The organism is Fodinibacter luteus, from assembly GCF_039541575.1.
Classification (GTDB): Bacteria; Actinomycetota; Actinomycetes; order Actinomycetales; family Dermatophilaceae; genus Fodinibacter; species Fodinibacter luteus.
In genome coordinates this window covers 165,316-188,048 of the sequence record NZ_BAABGM010000010.1, presented here as the reverse complement: position 1 = coordinate 188,048, position 22,733 = coordinate 165,316, and the positions used below count along the sequence as shown (strand labels likewise).

21 protein-coding genes and 2 pseudogenes are annotated in these 22,733 nt (G+C 72.9%); 12 read left to right on the top strand and 11 right to left on the bottom strand.

From position 1 onward, the window contains the following. Positions 1-38: 38 nt before the first annotated feature. From ABD899_RS07985 to ABD899_RS07975, 3 genes are all read right to left on the bottom strand, one after another. Positions 39-2,441, bottom strand: a complete 2,403-nt coding sequence (locus ABD899_RS07985; RefSeq protein WP_345204369.1) for an endonuclease/exonuclease/phosphatase family protein — start codon at positions 2,439-2,441, stop codon at positions 39-41. Positions 2,442-2,550: 109 nt separating this feature from the next. Further along, positions 2,551-3,576, bottom strand: coding sequence for an agmatine deiminase family protein (locus tag ABD899_RS07980; protein WP_345204439.1), 1,026 nt, complete (start codon positions 3,574-3,576; stop codon positions 2,551-2,553). A 27-nt stretch (positions 3,577-3,603) separates the two neighbouring features. Then, positions 3,604-4,572, bottom strand: a complete 969-nt coding sequence (locus tag ABD899_RS07975; RefSeq protein WP_345204366.1) for a nitrilase-related carbon-nitrogen hydrolase — start codon at positions 4,570-4,572, stop codon at positions 3,604-3,606. Between the two features lie 55 nt (positions 4,573-4,627). On the opposite strand from ABD899_RS07975, the gene ABD899_RS07970 reads away from it, so the two are divergent. Genes ABD899_RS07970 through ABD899_RS07955 form a run of 4 tightly spaced genes read left to right on the top strand, consistent with a single transcriptional unit; the run spans position 4,628 to position 7,496 of the window. Continuing rightward, positions 4,628-4,849: a DUF3046 domain-containing protein gene (locus ABD899_RS07970; protein WP_345204364.1), complete on the top strand. Its 222-nt coding sequence runs from the start codon at positions 4,628-4,630 to the stop codon at positions 4,847-4,849. Between the two features lie 42 nt (positions 4,850-4,891). Further along, positions 4,892-5,821 (top strand): ABC transporter ATP-binding protein, encoded by a 930-nt coding sequence (locus ABD899_RS07965; RefSeq protein WP_345204362.1) that lies wholly within the window; start codon positions 4,892-4,894, stop codon positions 5,819-5,821. Beyond that, positions 5,821-6,681, top strand: coding sequence for an ABC transporter permease (locus ABD899_RS07960; RefSeq protein ID WP_345204359.1), 861 nt, complete (start codon positions 5,821-5,823; stop codon positions 6,679-6,681). Before ABD899_RS07965 ends, ABD899_RS07960 begins: the two co-directional genes overlap by 1 nt. Next, the gene (locus ABD899_RS07955) at positions 6,678-7,496 is read left to right on the top strand and encodes an ABC transporter permease (protein WP_345204357.1); all 819 of its coding nucleotides are present in this window, start codon (positions 6,678-6,680) and stop codon (positions 7,494-7,496) included. The genes ABD899_RS07960 and ABD899_RS07955 overlap by 4 nt, the downstream gene beginning before the upstream one ends. Positions 7,497-7,560: 64 nt before the next feature. Here ABD899_RS07955 and ABD899_RS07950 read toward each other — a convergent pair whose 3' ends face one another. After that, the gene (locus tag ABD899_RS07950) at positions 7,561-9,369 is read right to left on the bottom strand and encodes a SulP family inorganic anion transporter (RefSeq protein ID WP_345204354.1); all 1,809 of its coding nucleotides are present in this window, start codon (positions 9,367-9,369) and stop codon (positions 7,561-7,563) included. 243 nt (positions 9,370-9,612) lie between these two features. On the opposite strand from ABD899_RS07950, the pseudogene ABD899_RS07945 reads away from it, so the two are divergent. The 3 genes and pseudogenes from ABD899_RS07945 to ABD899_RS07920 all read left to right on the top strand — a co-directional run. Further along, positions 9,613-9,885 (top strand): annotated as a pseudogene (locus ABD899_RS07945) (recombinase RecA); the annotation flags it as partial. Further along, positions 9,877-13,036, top strand: a pseudogene (locus tag ABD899_RS18910) (LAGLIDADG family homing endonuclease); the annotation flags it as partial. The pseudogenes ABD899_RS07945 and ABD899_RS18910, both read left to right, overlap by 9 nt. Before the next feature lie 65 nt (positions 13,037-13,101). Continuing rightward, positions 13,102-13,722: a regulatory protein RecX gene (locus ABD899_RS07920; protein ID WP_345204351.1), complete on the top strand. Its 621-nt coding sequence runs from the start codon at positions 13,102-13,104 to the stop codon at positions 13,720-13,722. An 8-nt stretch (positions 13,723-13,730) separates the two neighbouring features. Here ABD899_RS07920 and ABD899_RS07915 read toward each other — a convergent pair whose 3' ends face one another. The 4 genes from ABD899_RS07915 to ABD899_RS07900 are packed head-to-tail and all read right to left on the bottom strand — an operon-like array spanning position 13,731 to position 16,790. Continuing rightward, positions 13,731-14,141, bottom strand: a complete 411-nt coding sequence (locus ABD899_RS07915) for a YccF domain-containing protein (protein WP_345204348.1) — start codon at positions 14,139-14,141, stop codon at positions 13,731-13,733. A gap of 43 nt (positions 14,142-14,184) precedes the next feature. Next, positions 14,185-14,670, bottom strand: a complete 486-nt coding sequence (locus tag ABD899_RS07910; protein WP_345204345.1) for a GNAT family N-acetyltransferase — start codon at positions 14,668-14,670, stop codon at positions 14,185-14,187. Between the two features lie 27 nt (positions 14,671-14,697). Continuing rightward, entirely contained in the window at positions 14,698-16,458 is a 1,761-nt protein-coding gene (locus ABD899_RS07905; protein WP_345204343.1) for a SulP family inorganic anion transporter, read from the bottom strand. After that, the gene (locus tag ABD899_RS07900; RefSeq protein WP_345204340.1) at positions 16,455-16,790 is read right to left on the bottom strand and encodes an ArsR/SmtB family transcription factor; all 336 of its coding nucleotides are present in this window, start codon (positions 16,788-16,790) and stop codon (positions 16,455-16,457) included. Before ABD899_RS07900 ends, ABD899_RS07905 begins: the two co-directional genes overlap by 4 nt. Before the next feature lie 162 nt (positions 16,791-16,952). On the opposite strand from ABD899_RS07900, the gene ABD899_RS07895 reads away from it, so the two are divergent. Beyond that, on the top strand, positions 16,953-17,207 hold the full coding sequence (locus ABD899_RS07895) for a hypothetical protein (RefSeq protein ID WP_345204337.1): 255 nt from the start codon (positions 16,953-16,955) through the stop codon (positions 17,205-17,207). Between the two features lie 189 nt (positions 17,208-17,396). Beyond that, positions 17,397-18,914, top strand: coding sequence for a tRNA (N6-isopentenyl adenosine(37)-C2)-methylthiotransferase MiaB (miaB, locus tag ABD899_RS07890; protein ID WP_345204335.1), 1,518 nt, complete (start codon positions 17,397-17,399; stop codon positions 18,912-18,914). A gap of 7 nt (positions 18,915-18,921) precedes the next feature. Here the strand turns inward: miaB and ABD899_RS07885 are convergent, their stop codons facing one another. Both ABD899_RS07885 and ABD899_RS07880 read right to left on the bottom strand, forming a co-directional pair. Then, positions 18,922-19,125 (bottom strand): hypothetical protein, encoded by a 204-nt coding sequence (locus ABD899_RS07885; protein WP_345204332.1) that lies wholly within the window; start codon positions 19,123-19,125, stop codon positions 18,922-18,924. Between the two features lie 159 nt (positions 19,126-19,284). Continuing rightward, on the bottom strand, positions 19,285-19,476 hold the full coding sequence (locus tag ABD899_RS07880) for an antitoxin (protein WP_345204329.1): 192 nt from the start codon (positions 19,474-19,476) through the stop codon (positions 19,285-19,287). A 183-nt stretch (positions 19,477-19,659) separates the two neighbouring features. Here ABD899_RS07880 and def point away from each other — a divergent pair, with 183 nt between their 5' ends. Genes def through dapF form a run of 3 tightly spaced genes read left to right on the top strand, consistent with a single transcriptional unit; the run spans position 19,660 to position 22,079 of the window. After that, positions 19,660-20,265 (top strand): peptide deformylase, encoded by a 606-nt coding sequence (def, locus tag ABD899_RS07875; protein ID WP_345204328.1) that lies wholly within the window; start codon positions 19,660-19,662, stop codon positions 20,263-20,265. Continuing rightward, positions 20,255-21,208, top strand: a complete 954-nt coding sequence (gene miaA / locus ABD899_RS07870) for a tRNA (adenosine(37)-N6)-dimethylallyltransferase MiaA (RefSeq protein WP_345204325.1) — start codon at positions 20,255-20,257, stop codon at positions 21,206-21,208. Before def ends, miaA begins: the two co-directional genes overlap by 11 nt. Further along, positions 21,192-22,079 carry a diaminopimelate epimerase gene (dapF, locus tag ABD899_RS07865; RefSeq protein ID WP_425474951.1) on the top strand — a complete coding sequence of 296 codons (888 nt, stop codon included), beginning with the start codon at positions 21,192-21,194 and terminating at the stop codon, positions 22,077-22,079. The genes miaA and dapF overlap by 17 nt, the downstream gene beginning before the upstream one ends. Here the strand turns inward: dapF and ABD899_RS07860 are convergent. Beyond that, a complete protein-coding gene (locus tag ABD899_RS07860) occupies positions 22,060-22,671 on the bottom strand; it encodes a class I SAM-dependent methyltransferase (protein ID WP_345204322.1) in 612 nt (203 codons plus the stop codon). The genes dapF and ABD899_RS07860 overlap by 20 nt on opposite strands. Between the last annotated feature and the right edge of the window lie 62 nt (positions 22,672-22,733).

The window sequence follows — 22,733 nt, the reverse complement described above, 5'->3', positions numbered from 1 at the left end:
AGGGCGACCTGCCGCACAACGGGGGGCGTCCCCGCCGCTCAGTTGCCCGGCTTCAGCCTCACCACCTGCGGGTCGTGGTCGCTCGCCTGGTCGAAGAACTCGGCGTTGATGTGGACCACGTCGTAGTCCACCGTCTTGAGCCGGCCGCTCACGAGGATGTGGTCCAGCGTCTGGGAGTTGCCCTGGAAGACGTAGCTGTACCGCTCGTTCTCCGGAAGGGTCGTGATGAGGTCGACGAGCGCACCACCGGCGGTGAGCCGGGACACCACCGGCGAGAACTCGAAGTCGTTGATGTCCCCGAGCACGACGACGTTCGCGTCGGCCTTGACGGCCTGGAGGTCGTCGACGAACGCACGGACGGCATCCGCCTGCTGGAGGCGCTGGATCTCGCTGATGCGTGACGGCGGCTGCTTGCGGCCCGCCAACGGCTCGTCCCCACCCTTGGAGTTGAAGTGGTTCGCAACCACGAAGACCGTCTTGCCGTTGAACACGAACTCGCCCACGAGAGGTTTGCGACTGCTGCTCCACGCCACGTTCAGCGGGTCGATCCGCCCCGGGGACACGCTCAGTCGTGGCTTGCCGTTCGGTCCCGCCTCCACGGCCACGGCCGTCACGGCGTCGCCGCCCGGACGGTCGACGAAGGAGACCCGTGCAGGGTTGAAGAGGAACCCCACCCGGATGTTCCCTCCCGGCTCGCCGCCGTCCTGGTTGTTGACCGGGTCGATCTGGCGCCACAGGTAGCGAGGACCGCCGGCGGCGACGATGGCGTCGGTGAACCGCTCCAGGGTGACCCCCGCCGTCACGACGCCGTTGTTCGTGGGCCCGCTGTCGTCCTGGATCTCCTCGAGGGCCAGGACGTCGGGGTCGGCCAGGCTGTCGACGACGCCTTCGGCGAGCCGGTCGAACTTGTCCTGCGGGTCGCCCGGGTCGAGGTTCTCGACGTTGTAGGTGGCGATGGCCAGCTCGTTGTCTCGTTGTGGCCTCGTCGTCTCGCGCTGGATGCCCCCCGCAACCTCGGTGCCGAGCTCGGTGGCGAGGATGCCGTACCCGTTGAAGGCGTTGTAGTCGACCGGTCCGGCGGTCAGACCGTCGAGCCTGTCACCGACGTTCACCTTGGGGAAGGGACGCTGGGAGAACGGGATCACTGAGGTGACGAGCAGTCGTCCACCGTTCTGCTCGTCGTACCCGGCGTAGCGGGTGCCGCCACGCGCCGTCGGGTTCTGCTGCGGCTTGCTCGTCACGATGAGCTCGTTGAACGAGGTCGTCGGGCCCACAACGCCGGCGTCGGTGATGCCCACCAGCATCCCCTCGCGTGACTCGTAGAAGTCCAGCGCGAACTCCTCGGGCCTGAGCAGCAGAGCCTCGATCGAGCCGCCGTCCGCCTCGGGGGTGAAGTCCTCCGGGACCGTGCCCGGGAGCAGCTCCTCGGCGGTCGGCAGGGTGTTCCGGGTGGACTCGACGGTCCAGCTCGCGCCGACGAGCTCGGTCGTGGACGGGTGCACGGAGGTCGTGGGTGTCCCGCTGGGATAGAACTCGTCCACCGTGCCGGTGACCGTCACGGCATCGCCGGGCTGGACGCCGGGGGTCGAGGCCCCGGTGAACACGAACAGGCCCTCGCTCGTGGCCGGGTCGACGTCCGGGGTGGGGTCCTGGAACCAGAACCCGCGGGCGGAGCCGAACGACCGGACGGCCGTCACGACCCCCGTCACCCCGGACACCCGTTGGCCGTCGAGCGGCGACAGGCGGGTGGTGCCCTGGATCTCGCTGATGCTCGCGACCGGGGGAGGCGGCGGGGGAGGGGTGCTCGTGGTGGGCGTCGGCGCACCCACCGTGAAGTCCGTGCTGTTGTCGTCCGTGTCGGTCAGGGCCGGGCGGGCGCCGGACGTCGTGTTCGACAGGTTCGCGGTGGGTGCGGTCTCGCGCACGACTGCTGTACTGCCGTAGCCGACGAGGTCGCGGATGCGGGAGTCGCCGGCGCAGTCGGCTGCCGTCTTGCAGGTCAGGGCAGTGGTGCTCTCGACGAGTGCGACGGTGCCGGCGGTCGCCGACATCGGGATGGTGCCCACGGCGTCGGCGGTGGGGAGCGGGGTCGTGCCTCCGCTGCCAGCGGCCTCGCGGACGAGGTAGCGACCTCCTGCCGCGACCTCCCCACTGAGGGGCGTCACCTGCCACACGGTGCTCGTGGAAGGAACAGCCGGGAGGTACTGGACGCTCCAGCCGGTCAGCGCGGCCGCGACGCTGCCAGCGTTCCCCAGCTCGACGAAGTCGTTGGTCAGGGTGGCACCGGAGGTGCCCCCGCCGCCGTACACCTCGGCGATCATCACCCCGGTGCTCGGCACGGCGACGGCCGAGGAGGCTCCGACGACGCCGACGCCGAGGGACGTCACGAGCGCTGCGGTCAGGCCGGCCGCGCGGGCCCGCCCGGTCGTGGATGACATCATGCGAGGGGCTCCTGCCTGCCGGGCGGCGCGTGCCGCACGTCGCATCATGCCGCCGGCGTCTCCGGGCGTAAAGGGACCCCCGCCGAGGATGCCGACCCGAGGGGGCGGGTCAGGCGCGGGGCTGCTGCTGGGTGATGCAGTGGATGCCGCCGCCGCGGGCGAAGAGCGGACGCGCGTCGACGCCGACGACCCGCCGGCCGGCGTACGCACGCTCGAGCACGGCGAGCGAGTCGGCGTCCTGCGGGTCGTCGAAGGCGCACGCGACGACGCCGTCGTTGACGACGAGGTGGTTGATGTACGACCAGTCGACCCAGCCGTCGTCGTCCTCGAGCGTCCTCGGCGCCGGCACCCGCACGACCTCGAGTGGCTCCCCACGGGCGTCGCGCGCCGACGCCAGCAGCCCCTCGAGCTCGACGGACACCGCGTGGTCGGGGTGGGCCGGGTCGCCCTGCCAGTGCAGCAGCACGACGCCGGGCGACGCGAACGTCGCGACGATGTCGACGTGACCGCGGGTGCCGAACTCGTCGTAGTCGCGGGTCAGGCCGCGCGGCAGCCAGAGGCACGTCGTCGCGCCGATCGTGCGGGCCAGCTCGGCCTCGACGTCGGCGCGCTCGAGCCCCGGGTTGCGCCCGGGGTCGAGCTGGACGGTCTCGGTGAGCAGCACCGTGCCGAGGCCGTCGACGTGGATGCCGCCCCCCTCGTTGACGAGGTCGCTCGCCACGAGCGTCGCGCCGGACCGGCCGGCGACGAACGCCCCGACCCGCGCGTCGCGCTCCCACGTCGCCCACCCCTGGGCGCCCCAGCCGTTGAAGACCCAGTCGACCGCGCCGAGCTCGCCCGACGGCGACACGACGAAGGTCGGCCCGATGTCACGCATCCACGCGTCGTCGAGCGGCGCATCGAGGAGGTCGACCCGGTAGTGGCCGTGACGCCCCTCGCCGACCCACCGGCGGGCGACGTCGACGGTGCCCGGGTCGACGACGAGGGTCACCGGCTCGAACCGCGAGACGGCGAGCGCGACGTCGGCCCACGTCGCGCGGGCCTCGTCGGCCTCGGCCTCGGTGTCGCCGAGGGTGTAGCCCGACGACGGCCACGCCATCCAGGTGCGCTCGTGCGGGACCCACTCGGCCGGCATCCGCCAGCCGCCCGGGGCGGCCACGCCTCAGCCCTCCCGTCGGTGCTCGGCACGCACCGGCTCGGTGAGCGGCGCGTAGGAGTCGGGGCGGCGGGTCGACAGGAACGGGAAGAGGTCGATCCAGTCGCGGCCCTGGGCGAGGTCGAGGTCGGCGACGAGCACCGCGGCCTCGTCGCGCGGCGCCTGCACGAGCACCCGCCCGTAGGGGTCGGCGATGAAGGACGACCCGTAGAACGTGATGAGCCCCTCGGTGCCGTAGCGGTTGGGCACGACGACGAACAGCCCGTTGGCGATGGCGTGACCGACGATCGTGTGCTGCCACAGCGGCTGGGTGTCGAAGTCGGGGTGGTCGGGCTCGGAGCCGATGGCCGTCGGGTAGACGAGCACCTGGGCTCCCGCGAGCCCGTACGCCCGCGCGACCTCGGGGAACCACTCGTCCCAGCAGGTCGGCATCCCGAGCCGCAGCGCCGGGTCGGCGAGGTCGTACACGGGGTAGGCGTCGTCCGGCGGGCCCTGGCGGAAGTACTTGTCCTCGTGGTAGCCGGCGGTGACCGGGATGTGGGTCTTGCGGGTGCGCGCGACCAGCTCGCCACTCGGCGCGACGAGCACGGCCGTGTTGAAGCCGAGGCCGTCGTCCGTGCCGTCGGGCGCGGGGGCGCGCTCGAAGAGCGAGGCGTGGACGAGCACACCGGATGCCGCGGCCGCCTCGCGCGCGAACGTCACCGTCGGGCCGTCCTCGAGCGACTCGGCCGTCTCGTCCGGGCGTCCCGAGGGCAGCGCGTCGGCGGGGTAGCGCGACAGCGTCAGCTCGGGGAGGAAGACGATGCGGGCCCCCGCGTCGGCCGCCGTGCGGATGCCGTCGAGCAGGGTCGCGCGCAGCGCGTCGGCGTCGGGGTCCCAGGCGTGCTGGACGAGGCCGACCCTCACGGGCGGTGCGGTGGGCTCGTGGACCCGGGCGAGGGACGTCGGCACCCCGGAGGCGGTGATCAGGCGCATGGCGGTCAGTATGCCGCTGGCGGGACGGGTCGAGAACAGGCCCTACGATCCGGCCATGCGCCACTCCCGGTTCTGGGTCCTCGCCGAGGACGAGTTCGGCGCGGCGTACGCGCACACGCTCGCCGGCTCCACGCACCTCGCCGCCCTCGGCGGGCGGACCGCGCTCGAGGCGCTCGACGCGGGGGTGCCGCCACGCGAGGTCTGGGCCGCCCTGTGCGACGCGATGGACGTGCCGGAGGAGCGCCGCCACGGGCGGGACACGCCAAAGCGCAGGTGAGTCGGGTGGAGGGCGCCCCCCGGCTGGGCTAGCGTCCCTCCGGTGAGCGACGACGTGCTGCTGCGTGCCAGGGGTCTGACCAAGACCTTCGGCACCTTCACCGCGGTCGACGGCATCGACGTCGAGGTGCACCGGGGCGAGGCCTTCGGGTTCCTCGGGCCCAACGGCGCCGGCAAGTCCTCGACGATGCGGATGGTCGGGTGCGTGTCGCCCATCAGCGGCGGCGAGCTGCGCATCCTCGGCATGGACCCGGCCGCCGACGGCCCGGCGATCCGGGCCCGGCTCGGCGTCTGCCCGCAGAAGGACATCCTCGACGAGGACCTGACCGTCGAGGAGAACCTGTGGGTCTACGGGCGCTTCTTCGGGCTGAGCCGGCGCGAGGTCCGCAAGCGGGCCGACGCCCTGCTCGACTTCGCCCAGCTCACCGACCGCCGCCAGGACCGCGTCGAGCCGCTGTCCGGCGGGATGAAGCGCCGCCTCACCATCGCGCGCAGCCTCATGAACAACCCCGAGGTGCTCCTCCTCGACGAGCCGACGACCGGGCTGGACCCGCAGGCCAGGCACGTGCTGTGGGACCGGCTGTTCCGGCTCAAGCGCGAGGGCGTCACCCTCATCATCACGACGCACTACATGGACGAGGCCGAGCAGCTGTGCGACCGGCTCGTCGTCATGGACCACGGCCGGATCGTCGCCGAGGGCAGCCCGCGCGCCCTCATCGCCGAGCACTCGACCCGCGAGGTCGTCGAGCTGCGCTTCGACCCCGACGAGCAGGACGACCACGTGGCCGCCGTCACGGGGGTGGGGGAGCGCCTCGAGGTGCTGCCCGACCGGCTCCTCGTCTACGCCGACGACGGGGACGGGGCGCTCGCGACGATCCACGCCCGGGGGGTCGAGCCGCTCTCCTCCCTCGTGCGCCGCTCCACGCTCGAGGACGTCTTCCTCCACCTCACCGGTCGCACCCTCGTCGACTGATGACGACGCCCACGACCGACCCCGGCACCCGCGTCTCGCGCACCCCTGCGAGCGGGCGGCTCGTCCACGGACCGCGGCCGGCGCTCGGCGTCGCCGAGCGGGTCGGCGTCGTCGTGGAGTACCACCTCCTCGTCTACGGCCGCACGTGGAAGGGCTCGATCATCGGGCGCTTCCTGTCCCCGCTGTTCTTCCTCCTGGCCATGGGCCTGGGCCTCGGCACCCTCGTCGACGAGAGCGCGGGCGGGGTGGACGGCATCCCCTACCTCCAGTACGTCGTCCCCGGCATCGTCGCGTTCCAGGCGATGTGGCTGGCGTTCAACGAGTCGACGTACGTCGTCATGGGCTACATCAAGTGGAACCAGATGTACGCGGCGATGCTCGCGACGCCGTTGCGGGTCACCGAGGTGCTCGGCGGCCACCTCGCCGTCATCGGGGTGCACCTCGTCGTCGCGACGACGATCTTCGTCGCCGTCGCCGCGCTCTTCGGTGCCTTCGCGTCGTGGTGGGTGCTCCTCGCCATCCCCGTCGGCCTGCTCACCGGGCTCGCGTTCGCCACACCGACGTTCGCGCTGTCGGCCCGCCTCGACAACGACAACGGCTACGGCATCCTCTACCGCTTCGTCATCACGCCGCTCATGCTCTTCTCCGGCACCTTCTTCCCCGTCGACCAGCTGCCGCCCCTGCTCCAGCCGGTCGCGTGGGTCACCCCGCTGTGGCACGGCGTCGAGCTGTCGCGGGCCGCCGCCACCGGCACCCCGCCGGACTGGGCCGCGCTCGGCCACCTCGCGGTGCTCGTGCTCTACGTCGTCGTCGGGTGGGTCCTGGCCCACCGCGGGTTCACGAGGCGGCTCACGCCGTGAGCGCCGCGGACGTCGTCTCGCGGGCCTCGCGCGCCCTGCCGTTCCCGGCCGGTGCGGGGCTGGCCCGGCACGTGGTCGGCCGCAACGTCATCGCCTTCCGCCGGGCCTGGATCCTCCTGCTCAGCGGGTTCGCGGAGCCGGTGTTCTACCTCTTCTCCCTCGGGGTCGGCCTCGGGGCGCTCGTCGGCACGGTGACGACCGACGGCGGCACGACGGTGCCCTACGCGACGTTCGTCGCCCCGGCGCTGCTCGCGACGTCGGCGATGAACGGCGCGGTCTTCGACAGCACGTTCAACGTCTTCTTCAAGCTGCGCCACGCCCGGCTCTACGACGCGATGCTCGCGACCCCCGTCGGCCCGCGCGACATCGCCGTCGGGGAGATCACGTGGTCGTTGCTGCGCGGGGCCCTCTACTCGGCGATGTTCCTCGTCGTGGCCCTCGTGGCGGGCACGGTGCACTCCTGGTGGGCCCTGCTGGCGCTGCCCGCCGCGACGCTCATCGGCCTGGCCTTCGGGGCGATGGGCATGTTCGCGACGACCTACATGACGAGCTGGCAGCACTTCGACTACGTCACCCTCGTCATCCAGCCGATGTTCCTCTTCTCGGCGACCTTCTTCCCGCTGTCGACGTACCCGGATGCCGTCCGCTGGCTCGTGCAGGTGACCCCGCTCTACCACGGGGTCGCGCTCGAGCGCGGGCTCATGCTCGGCGAGGTCGGGTGGTCGCTGCTCGGCAACGCCGCCTACCTCGTCGCGCTCGGCGTCGTGGGCGTCGTCGGGGCCTCGCGCCGGATCGAGCGGCTCCTGCTGACCTGACGGCCGAAGGCCGACGGCGGAAGGCCGACCGCAGACGGCACGGCATCCCCGCCGCTCGTGACGTTCAGGTCGCCGCGCCGCTCGGCGGGGGCTCGGGCGGAGCGAGGGGCGGCGGGACCGGCCCGAACGGGTGCGGCCGCCCGGCGCGCTCCTCGTGCCAGGCGAGGTAGGCGGCCACCGCCGTCGGGAGGGTCGGGTAGATGCGGTCGGCGCCGATCGCGTCGACGAGGTCAGCGGCACGCAGGTCGTCCATGAGGTCCTGCTTGACGCGGGCCAGGGCGAGGACGATGCCGCGCGCCTCCATCTCGCGGTGCAGCCGGGCGAGGGCGTCCAGGCTCGTGAGGTCGACCTCGACGTTGGCCTCGGTGTTGATGAGGAGCCACTCGACGGGGTGCTCCGCCTCCTCGACGGCGGTGAGCGCCCGGTGGTGGAAGTCCTCGGCGTTGGCGAAGAAGAGGGGGGAGTCGTAGCGGTAGACGACGAGCCCGGGCACCTGCTCGGCGTCCGGGAAGTCGTCGACGTCGTGCATGCCCGCCATGCCGCTGACGTAGCCGAGGATGCCGTCGTGCGGGCGGGCGACGCGGCGCAGCAGGTCACCGAGCGAGAGCGCGACGGCGAGCAGGATGCCGTAGAGCGCGCCGAGGGCGAAGACCCCGAGGGTGGCCGCGACGAGGAGGACGAGCTCGCTGCGGCGGAACCGCGCGACCCGGCGGATCTCGGGGACGTCGACGAGCCGGATGGCGGCGTAGACGACGAGGGCCCCGAGCGCCGCCTGCGGGAAGGCGGCGATGACCGGGGCGAGGGCGACGATCGACAGGAGCACGGTCACGAGGGTCGCGAGGGAGTACAGCTGGGTGCGGCTGCCCATCGCGGCCCCGATGGCGGTGCGGCTGCCGCTGCTGCTCACCGGGAACCCCGAGAGGAGCCCGCCCGCGACGTTGGCCACGCCGAGGGCGAGGAACTCCTGGTTGGCGTCGATCCGCTCGCCGGACCGCTCGGCGAAGGCCCGGGCGGTGAGCACGTTGTCGGAGTAGGCGACGACGGCGATGCCGAGCGCCGGCCCGATCATCGCCGCGACGGCCCCGGCGGACAGGTCGGGCAGGCTCAGCTCGGGGACGGCGTCCGGGAGGGGGCCGACGGTCGCGACCCCGAGCCGGTCGAGTCCGAGCGCCGCGACCGCGGCGGCGCCGAGGAGCGCGGCGAACAGCGGGTTCGGCAGGCGGGGGAAGAACCGGGTGGCGAGGAGGAGGAGGACGAGCAGCACGCCGGAGAGCACGAGCGTCGGCACGTGCACCTCGTCGAGGCGGGTCACCGCGCTCCACACCTGGGCCGGCATCGACTCGCCGTCGACGTCGATCCCGGTGAGGCTGTCGACCTGGCTGACGACCATGAGCACGGCGACCCCGGTGAGGTAGCCGACGAGCACCGGCTTGGAGAACAGGTCGGCGAGGAAGCCGACGCCGAAGGCCCAGCCGAGCACGCACAGCCCCCCGGTGACGACGGCGAGGGCGGCGGCGAGGGCGACGTACTCGTCGGGCCCGCCGACCCCGACGGCGGCCACGGCCGTGGCGGTCATGAGGGCGGTCGTCGACTCGGGGCCCACGGAGAGCTGGCGCGAGGAGCCGAGCACGGCGTAGACGAGGGTCGGCGCGACGATCGCGAGGAGGCCCGCCGCCGGCGGGAGCCCGGCGATCTGGGCGTAGGCCATGACCTGGGGGATGAGGTACGCGGCGACGGTCACGCCGGCGAGGACGTCCCCGCGCAGCCACCCACGCTCGTAGTGCCGCAGGGCGACGATCCCGGGAAAGGTCGTCGCGACCGTCGGGCGGCGCCGCACGTTGAGCGGCCGGTGGTGGCCTTCGGCGGAGGGCACGGGACGATTCGACCACAGCGACACGGCGTGTCGCCCGGGCATTGCCCCGACGTCGAACAGGTGTTCGGCTAGGGTCGTCCACAGGTGGCGCTCCCGGCGGCTTCCGTCCACAAGCCCACGGCGCCCGTCGACCGTTGTCGGTGCCGCCACCTAGCGTCTGACCAGACCTCGCGACGAGACCGACGGCGAGAGCTGGTCGCCGGTGGGCGCGCTCGCTGCACGAACAGGAAGACAAGGTGTGACATGGCTGGTAACCGCGCAGGCGTGGTGCCCAACCCGGGGGCCGCGGCCCCCGGCGGGGAGAAGGACAAGGCGCTCTCCTCGGTGATGGCGCAGATCGAGAAGCAGCACGGCAAGGGTGCCGTCATGCGCCTCGGCGACGACGTCCGTCCCCCGATCGAGGTCATCCCGACCGGCTCGATCGCGCTCGACGTCGCCCTCGGCATCGGCGGCCTGCCCCGCGGCCGGGTCGTCGAGATCTACGGACCGGAGAGCTCTGGAAAGTGTCTGACCGCCGACACCTACGTCTGGACCGCCCACGGCCTGGAGACCGTGAGCGAGCTGTTCGCCCGGGCCGGGCAGCCGGCCTCGTGCACGTCACGCGTCACCGACGTGCGTGAGCTGGGGCTGCGCGTCGTGAACGAGCGCGGTGAGCTCGAGCAGGTGGCGGCCCTGACCCACAACAACCGCAAGCCCGTCGTGCGGCTGGTCACCCGTTCCGGCCGGTCGGTCAGCGCGACCCACAACCACCCCTTCCGCGTGCTCAACGAACGTGGACACATCGTGTGGCGACAGGCCGGTCGCATTGCCACGGGTGACGTCCTCGTCTCCGCCCTGTTCGGCGCCGCCGAGGCCGCCTGCGGCGACGGGATCAGCGAGGACGAGGCGGTCTTCCTCGGATACCTCGTCGCCGAGGGCACGCTCGGGGAGGCCAACAAGCACGCCGTGCGGTTCACGAACTGGGACCCGCAGGTGGCTGCGGAGTGGACGGCGTTGGCGAGCTCGCTGTTCGGCGAGACGGTCAAGAACCACAACGGTCAGGAGCACGTCGTCCACGACACGGCACTTCGTCGTCGGCTGGACGAGGAGTACGGCCTGGCCTTCGTCAACGCGCCGGAGAAGTCGGTTCCGCACGCGATCCGGACCGCGGGTGCCAAGGCGCAGTCCGCCTTCCTGTCGGCACTGTTCGAGGGCGACGGGTGGATCGACACCTCCTCGACCATCGGCCTGGGGACGGCGTCGCGAGTGCTCGCCGAGCAGGTGCAGCTCCTGCTGTACGGTCTGGGCGTCCCGGCAACGATGCAGACCTCGTTCAACAAGGTCTACGGACGCGACTACTACAGCGTCATCATCAACCCGTCGGTCGCCCATCGATTCCTGGAGACCGTCGGCTTCCGGAGCGCGCGTCGGGCGAGCCAGGTGGAGAAGGTGTTCCGCCGGTCTCCCCGGGAGCCGCAGGTCGAGAACGTGCCCTTCGCTGCGAACCTCATCCGCGACCTGCGCGACTCCATCGGCGGAGACCGGGAGTTCGACCGCATCGCCGGTGACATGTTCCGCACGGACATGGCGTTGTCGTGCTCACGAGAGCGGCTCCGTCGCATCGTCGACTGGGCCGAGCGGCGTGCCGGGCTCCTGCCTCCCGGTGCACAGCACCTCGTCGGCATGCTCCGGGACCTGGCGACTTCCCGGTACACCTACGAAGAGGTCGTCGCCGTCGAGGATGGGGGCCTGCAGCCGACGTTCGACCTGATGGTTCCCGAGACGCACAGCTTCGTGGCCAACGGTGTGCTCTCGCACAACACCACGGTGGCCCTGCACGCGGTGGCCAACGCCCAGAAGGCCGGTGGCATCGCGGCCTTCATCGACGCCGAGCACGCGCTCGACCCCGAGTACGCGAAGGCCCTCGGTGTCGACACCGACGCGCTCCTCGTCTCCCAGCCCGACACCGGGGAGCAGGCGCTCGAGATCGCCGACATGCTCATCCGCTCCGGTGCCCTCGACATCATCGTCATCGACTCGGTCGCGGCCCTCGTGCCCCGCGCGGAGATCGAGGGCGAGATGGGCGACAGCCACGTCGGCCTCCAGGCCCGGCTCATGTCGCAGGCGCTGCGCAAGATCACCGGCGCCCTCAACACGACCGGCACGACGGCGATCTTCATCAACCAGCTCCGCGAGAAGATCGGTGTGATGTTTGGGTGCTTCTCGTACGGCACCCGGGTCGTCCTGGCCGACGGGAGCACCGAGAAGATCGGCAAGATCGTCAACCAGCAGCTCCCGGTCGAGGTACGGACCTATGACCCCGAGACCAACGAGGTCGTCGCCCGGCGGGTGACGAACTGGTTCGACAACGGGCCGACAGATCGGTTCCTCCAGTTCACGGTCGAGAAGTCAGGCGGTAACGGTCGGTCGCAGTTCGCTGCGACCGAGAACCACCTCGTCCGCACCCCGGGAGGGTGGCGCGAGGCCGGCGAGATCATCGCCGGCGACCGCGTCATGGTCGGTGAGACGGCTCGACTGTCAGAGCAGCAGTGGCAGGTCGTCCTCGGCGGACTCATGGGTGACGGTCACCTCGCGCCGAACCGGCGCGGTCGCCACGGGGTGCGTTTCCGGATGGGGCACGGAGCGAAGCAGGTCGAGTACCTCGACTGGAAGGCGGGTCTCCTCGGCAACATCGGGCAGAGCCGCACGGTGCGTCCCAACGGCGCGGTCCACGTCGACCTCACCCCCCTGCCCGAGCTCGGGGAGCTTCGAGAGGTCGTCTACTGGGGCGACGGGCGCAAGCACCTCTCCGCCGAGTACCTCAAGGCCCTCACCCCCTTGGCGCTCGCGGTCTGGTACATGGACGACGGGTCGTTCGCGGTTCGCTCCAAGGGGCTCCAGAAGCGCACGACGGGTGGCAGCGGTCGGATCCAGGTCTGCGTCGAGGCGATGAGCGAGGGGTCTCGCGAGCGACTCGCCGACCACCTGCGCGACACCTACGGGGTCGACTGCCGGGTCCGGAGTTCCGGTGCCGCGGCCAAGGCGGTGCTCACCATGACCACGGCGGGCACGCGCCGCTTCCAGGAGGTCGTGGCGCCCTTCATCCACCCGTCGATGGAGTACAAGCTGCTCCCGGCCCTACGTGGTCGCTTCGCCGTCGAGCCGCAGTTCGTCGAACCGCGTGCGGTCGTCGTGCCGGCCCGCGTGCTCGACGTGCACGTCAAGCCACAGACGCGCTCGATGCACCGCTTCGACATCGAGGTCGAGGGCACCCACAACTACTTCGTCGACGGCGTCATGGTGCACAACAGCCCGGAGACCACGACCGGTGGCAAGGCGTTGAAGTTCTACGCATCGGTCCGCCTCGACGTCCGGCGCATCGAGACCCTCAAGGACGGCACCGACGCCGTCGGCAACCGCACCCGGTGCAAGGTCGTCAAGAACAAGGTCTCCCCGCCGTTCAAGCAGGCCGAGTTCGACATCCTCTACGGTCAGGGCATCTCCCGCGAAGGGGGCCTCATCGACATGGGTGTCGAGCAGGGCTTCGTGCGCAAGGCCGGTGCCTGGTACACCTACGACGGCGACCAGCTCGGTCAGGGCAAGGAGAACGCCCGGACCTTCCTCAAGGACAACCCCGACCTCGCTGACGAGCTCGAGAAGAAGATCAAGGAGAAGCTCGGGGTCGGCCCGCGGGTCGACGCGCCCGCGACCCCCGACGTCCCGGTCGACTTCTGACCCCGTCCGCGATCTCGGATGCCGTTCGCCGACTCGACGACCCCGCCGCCCGCCTGGGCGGCAGGGCCGTCGGCGGTCGCCCCGTCGGCGGCAGGGGCCCCGGCGGCGCCCCTGCCGCCGGACCCGGAGGGTGACCCGCGCACCCGGGGCGCCGAGCCCGACCCGCACGACTGGGCCCGCCAGATCGTCCTGCGGCAGCTGACGAACGCCCCGCGCAGCCGGGCCCAGCTCGAGCAGGCACTGCGGCGGCGGAACTGCCCTGACGACGTCGCCGCGGCCGTGCTCGACCGGATGGAGGAGGTCGGGCTCGTCGACGACGTCGCGTACGCCGGGATGCTCGTGCGCTCGCAGCAGGCGGGGCGTGGGCTCGCCCGCCGGGCCCTCGCCCACGAGCTGCGCCGCAAGGGCGTCGACGACGACACGGCGCAGGCCGCCCTCGAAGGTGTCGACCCGCACGACGAGGAGGAACGCGCCCGGGCGCTCGTCGCCCGGAGGATGCGATCGATGTCCGGGCTGGACCCCGTCGTGCAGACCCGCCGGCTCGCCGGCATGCTCGCCCGCAAGGGCTACGGCTCGGAGGTCGCGATGCGCGTCGTGCGCGAGGCGGTCCGCGAGGCCCCCGAGCACCAGCGCGACTGACGACCCGGTCAGATCGAGTGCAGTGGCCGGTCGCCGGGGGCCAGCGAGTCCGCCGGCACGATCCGCTTGCCGTACGGAAACAGCGAGATCGGGATCATCTTGAGGTTCGCGATCGCGAGCGGGATGCCGATGATGGTGATGGCCTGGGCGACCGCCGTCACGACGTGCCCGAGCGCGAGCCACCAGCCGGCGAGCAGGATCCACACGACGTTGAGCACGACCGAGCCGGCACCGGCATCCGGCTGGGGCACGACCGCCCGACCGAACGGCCACAGCGCGTAGCGCGCCATCCGGAACGCCGCGACCCCGAGCGGGATGGTGAGGATGAGCAGACACAGCAGCACCCCCGCGGCGGCGTAGCCGAGGGCCAGCCAGAACCCGCCGAAGACGAACCAGATGAGGTTGAGCAGCGTGCGCACGTCGAGGTTCCTCTCACGGGGCGGATGCCGTGGCACCAGCCTGTCAGGCCGTGCCGGGCCGCCCTGCGTCAGGTCCGGTCGAGAGCCGCGCCACGACCTCGCCCTCGTCCACCTCGCCGGTCTCGGCGAACCCGAGGCTCGCGTACAGCCCCTTCGCGACGGAGTTGTCCGGGTCGTACGACAGGGCGAACTCGCTCGCCCCTCGATGCTCCCGGAGCATCCTGAGCGCCTCGAGCACCGCGGCGCGCCCCACGCCGCGCCCCTGGTGCCGGGCGTCGACGAGCACCCCGCCCAACCAGCAGCTGCCGTCCGCCTCGTCGATGCCCCACATGAGGAACCCGACGACCGAGCCGTCCGCGTCGTGGACGGACATCGGGTGCCACACGTCGTCGTAGGCGCACATCGTGAGGTAGTAGGTGGGGGCGGCGACGAACCGCTCCTGGCCCGCCGCGACGGTGAGGCGCGCGACGTCCCGCCAGCTGCCGGCATCCACGGGGCGCAGCGTCACCACCGGCGAGCCACCATCCACCCGGTCAGCGTACGGCTCCGGGGGCGCTCACCCGCCCGGGCTGAGGGCCTGCGCGTGGTGCTCGTCGCGGGCCACGTGCCGCCGCGCGTGCGCGATCGCGGCCGGGGTGTGCTCGAAGACGTGGTGGAGGTCGGTGAGGTGCTGGTGGATGCCGGTCGCCGCCAACCGCGCGACGAACCGTCCCGGCATCCCCGAGAGGAGCACGGTGACGCCGCGTGCCTCGAGGGAGCGGATCGTGTCGGCCAGCACCGCCGCTCCGGTGGCGTCGAGCGTCGTGACGTGCGACATCCGCAGGATGACGACGCGCACGTCACTGACCTCGGTGAGCTCGAGCAGCGCGGAATGGGCCCCGCCGAAGAACAGCGGCCCCTCGAGCCGGTAGGCGACGACCCGCTCGTGGAGCAGGGCCGCCTGCTCGGCGCCGTGGTGGTCGTCGGCGTCACCCTCACCGTGGCCGCGCAGGTCCTCGGTGCGCAGGGCGGTCGTGCGGGCGAGCTGGCGCAGCGCGAGCCCGCCGGCCGTGATGATGCCGAGCACGACGGCGGTGGCCAGGTCGAGCACGACCGTGGCCAGGAAGGTGAGGGCGAGCACGAACGCGTCGCTGCGTGACGCGCGGGCCAGCGCGCGCAGGCTCGACACCTCGACCATCCGCACCGCGGTCGCGATGAGCACCCCGGCGAGGGCGGCGAGGGGGATCCACGCGACGACGTCGGCGAGGGCGAGCACGACGACGAGCAGGACGAGGGAGTGGGTCACCGCCGCGAGCCGCGAGCGGGCGCCCGAGCGGACGTTGACGGCGGTCCGGGCGATCGCCGCGGTGGCCGGGATGCCGCCGAGCAGGGGAGAGGCGAGGTTGGCCAGACCCTGCCCGACGAGCTCGCGGTCGGGGTCGTGGCGCGACGACACGCTCATCGCGTCGGCGACGGTCGCCGAGAGCAGGCTCTCGAGGGCGGCGAGGGCGGCGACGGCCACCGCCGGCGCGACGAGCACCCGCAGCTCGGTCCACGACACCGACGGGACGGTCGGGGTGAAGAGCCGGTCGGGCAGGGCGCCGATGGTGTCCACGCCGGTGTCGGTCAGCCGCACGGCCACCGTCGCGGCGACGACGGCGAGCAGGGCGACCGGCACCGCGGGGCGCACCCGGGCCAGGAGGAGGATCGCGGCGGCGACCCCGGCGCTCACGGCGAGCGCAGCGGGCTGGGGGCTGGCGAGCCAGTCGCCCACGGCGGCGACCGCGGACGCGACGACGTGCTCGTACCGCGCCTCAGTGCCGAGCGCGGCGGGAACCTGCTGGAGGGCGATGAGGGCGGCGATGCCGAGGGTGAAGCCCTCGATGACCGGGAGGGGGATGAAGCGCACGTAGCGGCCGGCGCCGGCGAGGCCCATGGCGACGAGGAGGACACCGGCCATGAGCGACACGACGAGCACCCCCTCGGGGCCGTGGGCGGCCACGATCGGCACGAGGACGACGGTCATCGCCCCGGTGGGGCCGGACACCTGCACGTGGCTGCCGCCGAAGAGCGCCGCGACGATCCCGGCGACGACCGCCGTCACGAGCCCGGCGGTCGCACCCAGTCCGGAGGCGATGCCGAAGGCGAGGGCGAGGGGCAGGGCGACGACCCCGACGGTGACCCCCGCGAGCAGGTCGTGGCGCGGGGTGCGCGCCATCGCCCGCAGGTCGCGGCTGCGGGGGCGCACCGCGTCGAACCGGGTGTGCAGGTGGGTCAGGGCGTCCCGGACCGGCCCCGCGGTGGGCCGGCCGGCGGGGCCCGGGGCCGCCGTGCTCATGCCCGCGCCGACGGCGTGATGTCGTCGACGAAGCCGCCCTGGTCGGCCGCCTTGGTCTCGAGGATGGCCCGGGCGCTCGCGAGCAGGTCACGCACCGCGGGCAGCGCGAGCGAGTAGACGACCTGCCCACCCTCGCGGCGCTGGGTGACGAGGCCGGCGAGCCGCAGGACTGCGAGCTGGTGCGAGAGGGCGGGCGCCTCGACGTCGATGGCCGATCGCAGCTCGTGCACGGCGCGGTCGCGCTCGGCGAGCAGCTCGAGCACCCGGATGCGTGCCGGGTGCCCGAGGGTGCGGAAGAACTGGGCCTTGGCCTGGTAGAGGGGGACGGGCACGGGTGGCTCCTTGCAGAGTTGCAGAACTCTACAAGTATGCACCACGAGGCGGCACCCTCGGGCCGCTGACGACCGCAGGTCCGGATTCACCCGTCCGCGGCGGTTTCGGCGGAAGCGGATCGCCCATACCGTGGACACGGGCACGACGAGAGGACAACGACGATGTTGAACACCATCACCCGTGACGGGGCGACGTGGATGCAACGCGCTCCCGGTGAGCAGCACTACTCGGCACGCTGGGACAACGGGCACCTGCTCCTGCACGCCGACAAGGAGTGCTGCCGTCTCGACGACCCGGTGGTCGTCTCACCGAAGATCGTGCAGACCCTCTGGGAGAGGGACGCCGCCACGAGCTCCACCGCCGACGAGAACGACGTCCAGTGGTGCGAGAAGTGCGCGACGAAGCGGGTCGACTAGCCCGCCCGGCACCCGGTGCCGCCCCGGTCGACGCTGCCGGCCGGGACGCCCTGGTGACTAGCTCGCCCGGCACCCGGTGCCGCCCCGGTCGACGCCGCCGGCCGGAACGCCCTGGGACGACCCCCCAGGGGCACAGCGAGATGCGACGGGATCGGCGATGAGGCTGCCCGCCGTTACCCTTGACCCGCCATGACTGCCCCGAAGACCTACGACGTGCGCACCCACGGGTGCCAGATGAACGTCCACGACTCCGAGCGCCTCGCCGGGCTGCTCGAGACCGCCGGCTACGTCGACCTCGCGAGCGTGCCCGAGGGCGTCCGCCCCGAGGTCGCCGACGTCGTCGTCTTCAACACGTGCGCCGTGCGCGAGAACGCCGACAACAAGCTCTACGGCAACCTCGGCCAGCTGCGCCCGGCCAAGACCGCCAACCCCGACCTGCAGATCGCCGTCGGCGGCTGCATGGCGCAGAAGGACCGCGACACCATCGTGACGCGCGCGCCCTGGGTCGACGTCGTCTTCGGCACCCACAACATCGGCAGCCTCCCGGCCCTGCTCGACCGCGCCCGGCACAACAAGCGGGCCGAGGTCGAGATCCTCGAGTCGCTCCAGACCTTCCCGTCGACGCTGCCGACCCGCCGCGACTCGGCGTTCGCCGGGTGGGTGTCGATCTCCGTGGGCTGCAACAACACGTGCACGTTCTGCATCGTGCCGAGCCTGCGCGGCAGGGAGCAGGACCGCCGCCCGGGCGAGGTGCTCGCCGAGGTCGAGGCGCTCGTCGCCCAGGGCGTCGTCGAGGTCACCCTGCTCGGGCAGAACGTCAACACGTACGGCGTCGAGTTCGGTGACCGGCTCGCGTTCGGCAAGCTGCTCCGGGCCTGCGGCGAGGTCGAGGGACTCGAGCGGGTGCGCTTCACGAGCCCCCACCCGGCGGCGTTCACCGACGACGTCATCGCCGCGATGGCCGAGACCCCGAACGTCATGCCCAGCCTGCACATGCCGCTGCAGTCGGGCTCGGACCGGGTGCTCAGGGCGATGCGCCGGTCGTACCGCAGCGCGCGGTTCCTCGGCATCCTCGACGCCGTGCGCACGGCCATCCCGGACGCCGCGATCACGACCGACCTCATCGTCGGCTTCCCCGGTGAGACGGAGCAGGACTTCGCCGAGACCCTGCGGGTCGTCGAGGCCGCCCGCTTCTCGAGCGCCTTCACCTTCCAGTACTCGATCCGCCCGGGCACCCCTGCCGCGACGATGCCCGACCAGTTGCCCAAGGCCGTCGTGCAGGAGCGCTTCGAGCGGCTCATCGAGCTCCAGGAGCGGGTCTCGTGGGCCGAGAACCGCGGCATCGAGGGCCGCGAGGTCGAGGTCCTCGTCGCCCCGGGCGAGGGCCGCAAGGACGGGGCGACCGCGCGCCTGTCGGGCCGGGCCCGCGACAACCGGCTCGTGCACTTCGCCGTGCCCGCGGGGGCCGAGCGACCGCGGCCGGGCGACGTCGTCACGGTGGGCGTCACCTACGGCGCGCCGCACCACCTCGTCGCCGACAGCGGCGTGCACGGTGGGACGTATGCCGTGCGCCGCACCGCCGGGGGTGACGCCTGGGAGGCCCTGCAGGGCGCCGCGGTCCCGGGCAAGCCGGCCGTCTCCCTCGGGATGCCGTCGGTCGGGGTGCCGCCGAGGCCGGCGGTCACCGTCTCGGCCTGCTCCGCCTGACCGGACCTCAGATCAGGGCCCACGCCCCAGCGCCGGCAGCGACGGCGACGACGGCGAGGGCGAGGACGATGCCGACGAGCCGCCGGCGGCGGTCCGGGCCCCGGCGGGCGAGGTCCTTCTCGCGCTCGGGGGAACGCGCGGCCGCGTACAGGGCCGAGGGGTCGAAGGGCTCGAGGTCGAGCTTCGGCAGGCCGGAGGTGTTGTGTGCCAACGGTCTCCTCGTTTCGCGACGGCGGCTGGGGTCGACGACAAGGCTAGGGTCGCGACGCGTCCGCCGCCCCGGGAACCGGCCCCGCGGCGCGAGGACTGACCGAACGGCCGAGGCCCTCGACCTGTTCGGTCGAGGGCCTCGGGTGCGTCGGAGGAGGGCTCAGGGCTCGCCGATGGCCCCGTCGGCCTTCCCCTGGGCCTGGTCGACGTGCTCTGCGTACTTCCCGCCGGTCGCGGTGTCGACGGCGTCGCCGCCGCGATCGATGGCCTGGTCGCTGAGCTGCTCGACCTGGTCGGGGTGTTGTGTGGCCAGGTCCTGGAGCTTCTCCTTGGCGCTGTCGAAAAGACTCACGTGACCTCCTCTCGCTCGGGGGCATGGTCTCCCACGAGGGGAGTCCCTCAAGGGAACGCCATGAGCGGGCCGAGCACAACCCCTTGCATGCCCCTTCGACGCGCAGCCTCCGCGGCACGACGCCCCCCGCGCAGCCGCCGAGCCCGGTCCGGCGGGCTGCGCGGCCTCTGGAAGAATCCCGGCATGGCCATCCGTCCCGTCGTCATCACCGGGGAACCCGTCCTGCACCGCCGGGCGCAGCCCGTCGAGGTCATCGACGACGGCACCCGCGAGCTCGTCGCCGACATGTACGAGACGATGGATGCCGCCCGCGGCGTCGGTCTCGCCGCCCCCCAGGTGGGGGTCGGCCTGCGAATCTTCACGTGGCAGCTGGCCAACGACGACGGCATCCCGCCGCGCGGCGTCGTCATCAACCCCTACCTCACGTCGGCGAAGCCCGTCGTCGGTGACCCCGACCCGCACGACGAGGTCGAGGGCTGCCTGTCCGTGCCGGGGGAGTCCTTCCCTCTGCGCCGGGGCGAGGCGGCGACCCTGAGCGGCCTCGACCTCGAGGGCCGCGAGCTGCGCTACGAGGCGACCGGCTGGTTCGCCCGGATGCTCCAGCACGAGTACGACCACCTCAACGGGTTCCTCTACGTCGACCGGCTCACCGGCAAGTGGTCGCGCCGGGCGCGCAAGGCGGTCAAGGCGCACGGCTGGGGCGTGCCCGGCCTCAGCTGGACCCCCGGTGTCGACCGCGACCCGTTCGGCCACGACGACGACACCCCCGAGGGGGAGCGTGTCGACTGACGGCGGCCCCACCGTCGTCGCCGTCGTCGGACCGACGGCCACCGGGAAGTCCGAGCTGGGGCTGCGCCTCGCCGAGGAGCTCGGTGGCGAGGTCGTCGGCGCGGACGCGAGCCAGCTCTACCGCGGCATGGACATCGGCACCGCCAAGCTGGCGCCCGACGCGCGCCGCGGCATCCCCCACCACCAGATCGACGTGCTCGAGGTCACCGAGGAGGCCAGCGTCGCGGCGTACCAGCGTCACGCCCGCGCCGACCTCGCCGACATCCGGTCCCGGGGGCGCCACCCCGTCGTCGTCGGCGGCTCGGGGCTGTACGTGCGGGCCCTCCTCGACCGCCTCGACATCCCGCCCACCGACCCCGCCGTGCGGCGACGGATCGAGGAGCACGCCGACGAGGTGGGCACCGACGTCGTCCACGCCGAGCTCGTCGACCGCGACCCGCTCGCCGCCGCGGCGCTCGAGCCGGGCAACCGGCGCCGCATCGTGCGCGCACTCGAGGTCATCGAGCTCACCGGGCGACCCTTCTCGGCGACGCTGCCACGCCGCGAGTTCGTGCACCCGACGCTCGTCCTCGGCCTGCTGCCACTTCGCGAGGTCCTGGACCGGCGGATCGCGCAGCGGGTCGAGCGGATGTGGGCGCAGGGGCTGCTCGACGAGGTGCGCACGCTCGAGCGGCACGGCATCCGGTCGGGGCGCACGGCGAGCACCGCCATCGGCTACGCCCAGGCGCTCGCGCACCTCGACGGCCTGCTCGACGAGGCGGCCGCCCGGGAGCAGACCGTCACCGCCAGCCGCCGGCTCGCCCGCCGCCAGGAGTCGTGGTTCCGCCCCGACCCGCGGGTCACGTGGGTCGACCCCACCGACCCGGATGCCGTCGACGCGGCGGTCGCCGGGGTGCTCGCCGCCGTCCGCCGGGGCGTGGGCGACAATGGCCGGCATGGCTGACCGGCTGACCTTCACGAAGGGGCACGGCACGGAGAACGACTTCGTGCTCGTGCCGGACCTCGACGGGGCCCTCGGCCTGTCCGCCGCCCGGGCGGCCGCGCTCGCGGACCGGCGCGCCGGCATCGGCGGCGACGGGGTCATCCGGGTCGTGCCCACCGACGCGGCCGACGAGCCCGACGTGCGGGCCCAGGCCCCGCGGGCCCGCTGGTTCATGGACTACCGCAACGCCGACGGCAGCCTGTCCGAGATGTGCGGCAACGGGACCCGGGTCTTCGCCGCGTTCCTGCGCCGGGAGGGCCTCGAGACCGCGGACGCCTTCGCGATCGCCACCCGGGCCGGGGTCAAGCAGGTCCGCGTCGACGTCGACGGCTTCGCCGTGGGGCTCGGCCCGTGGCGCCTCGGCGACCCCGCCACCGCCGACCGCGACGGCTTCGACGCGCTCGTCCACCTCGACGACGGGGACCCCTTCTCGGCGCTGAGCGTCGACCTCGGCAACCCGCACACCGTCGTGGCGCTGCCCGAGCAGGTCGAGCTCGAGGCGCTCGACCTCACCGCCGCCCCCGTCGTGCGGCCCGACCCCCCGCACGGCACGAACGTCGAGCTCGTGCGCCCGATGGGCCCCGGCCACGTCGCGATGCGCGTGCACGAGCGCGGGGTCGGCGAGACCCGCTCGTGCGGCACCGGCGCGTGCGCCGCCGCCATCGCGACGAGCTTCTGGGCCGGGTCGCTCGACACGGGCGCCACGTGGCTCGTCGACGTCCCGGGCGGACGCCTCACCGTGCGGCTGCTCCCCGACCGCGGGGTCGAGCTCGCCGGCCCCGCCGTGCTCGTCGCCGACGGTGCCGTCGACCTCAGCGTGCTGCCGGCCTGACCTCGAGCACCCGGAAACCGCGGCTCGACGCGAACCGGCGGCACGGCATCGCGAGGTCGGCCTCGATCCACCGCTGGAGGCTGTCGGAGCCGAGGTTGCGCTGCACGACGAGGTACGCGACCCCGTCCGGCGCCAGGCGGGGGAGCCAGGTGCGCAGCAGCGCGTGGAGTGCCACCTTGCCGACCCGGATCGGCGGGTTGGACCAGATGAGGTCGAGGCGCACGGCCTCCGGGATGCCGTCCGGCGTGCTGGCGCGCACGCCGTCGAGCCCCAGCGCGGCCGCGTTGCGTCGCACGAGGTCGAGCGCGCGCTCGTTGACGTCGACGGCGTGCACGGTCGCCGCGGGGGAGTGCAGGCCCAGGGTGAGGGCGAGCGGCCCCCACCCGCAGCCGAGGTCGAGGAACGTGCCGGTGGGTGGCGGGTCGGGGGCCTCGTCGAGCAGCACGGCCGTGCCCTTGTCGACTCCGCCCGGGGAGAAGACCCCCGGCGCGACCTCGACCTCGACCTCGCGTCCGGCGAGGCGCACCCGCACCCGGCGGCGCTCGTCGGCGCTGGCCGGTGCGGCCGTGAAGTAGTGGTCGTCCTCGCTCATCGCAGGGCCACGGTAGCGGCGCCCGGAAGAAACCGTTCGCCCCGGTGCGTTGACCGATGAGA

What these genes read in the sequence shown, in the direction of transcription:
- ABD899_RS07985 (WP_345204369.1), bottom strand. Translation starts at nt 2,441, where the DNA reads ATGATGTCATCCACGACCGGGCGGGCCCGCGCGGCCGGCCTGACCGCA.
- ABD899_RS07980 (WP_345204439.1), bottom strand. Translation starts at nt 3,576, where the DNA reads ATGCCGGCCGAGTGGGTCCCGCACGAGCGCACCTGGATGGCGTGGCCG.
- ABD899_RS07975 (WP_345204366.1), bottom strand. Translation starts at nt 4,572, where the DNA reads ATGCGCCTGATCACCGCCTCCGGGGTGCCGACGTCCCTCGCCCGGGTC.
- ABD899_RS07970 (WP_345204364.1), top strand. Translation starts at nt 4,628, where the DNA reads ATGCGCCACTCCCGGTTCTGGGTCCTCGCCGAGGACGAGTTCGGCGCG.
- ABD899_RS07960 (WP_345204359.1), top strand. Translation starts at nt 5,821, where the DNA reads ATGACGACGCCCACGACCGACCCCGGCACCCGCGTCTCGCGCACCCCT.
- ABD899_RS07920 (WP_345204351.1), top strand. Translation starts at nt 13,102, where the DNA reads ATGCCGTTCGCCGACTCGACGACCCCGCCGCCCGCCTGGGCGGCAGGG.
- ABD899_RS07905 (WP_345204343.1), bottom strand. Translation starts at nt 16,458, where the DNA reads ATGAGCACGGCGGCCCCGGGCCCCGCCGGCCGGCCCACCGCGGGGCCG.
- ABD899_RS07895 (WP_345204337.1), top strand. Translation starts at nt 16,953, where the DNA reads ATGTTGAACACCATCACCCGTGACGGGGCGACGTGGATGCAACGCGCT.
- miaB (WP_345204335.1), top strand. Translation starts at nt 17,397, where the DNA reads ATGACTGCCCCGAAGACCTACGACGTGCGCACCCACGGGTGCCAGATG.
- def (WP_345204328.1), top strand. Translation starts at nt 19,660, where the DNA reads ATGGCCATCCGTCCCGTCGTCATCACCGGGGAACCCGTCCTGCACCGC.
- dapF (WP_425474951.1), top strand. Translation starts at nt 21,192, where the DNA reads ATGGCCGGCATGGCTGACCGGCTGACCTTCACGAAGGGGCACGGCACG.
- ABD899_RS07860 (WP_345204322.1), bottom strand. Translation starts at nt 22,671, where the DNA reads ATGAGCGAGGACGACCACTACTTCACGGCCGCACCGGCCAGCGCCGAC.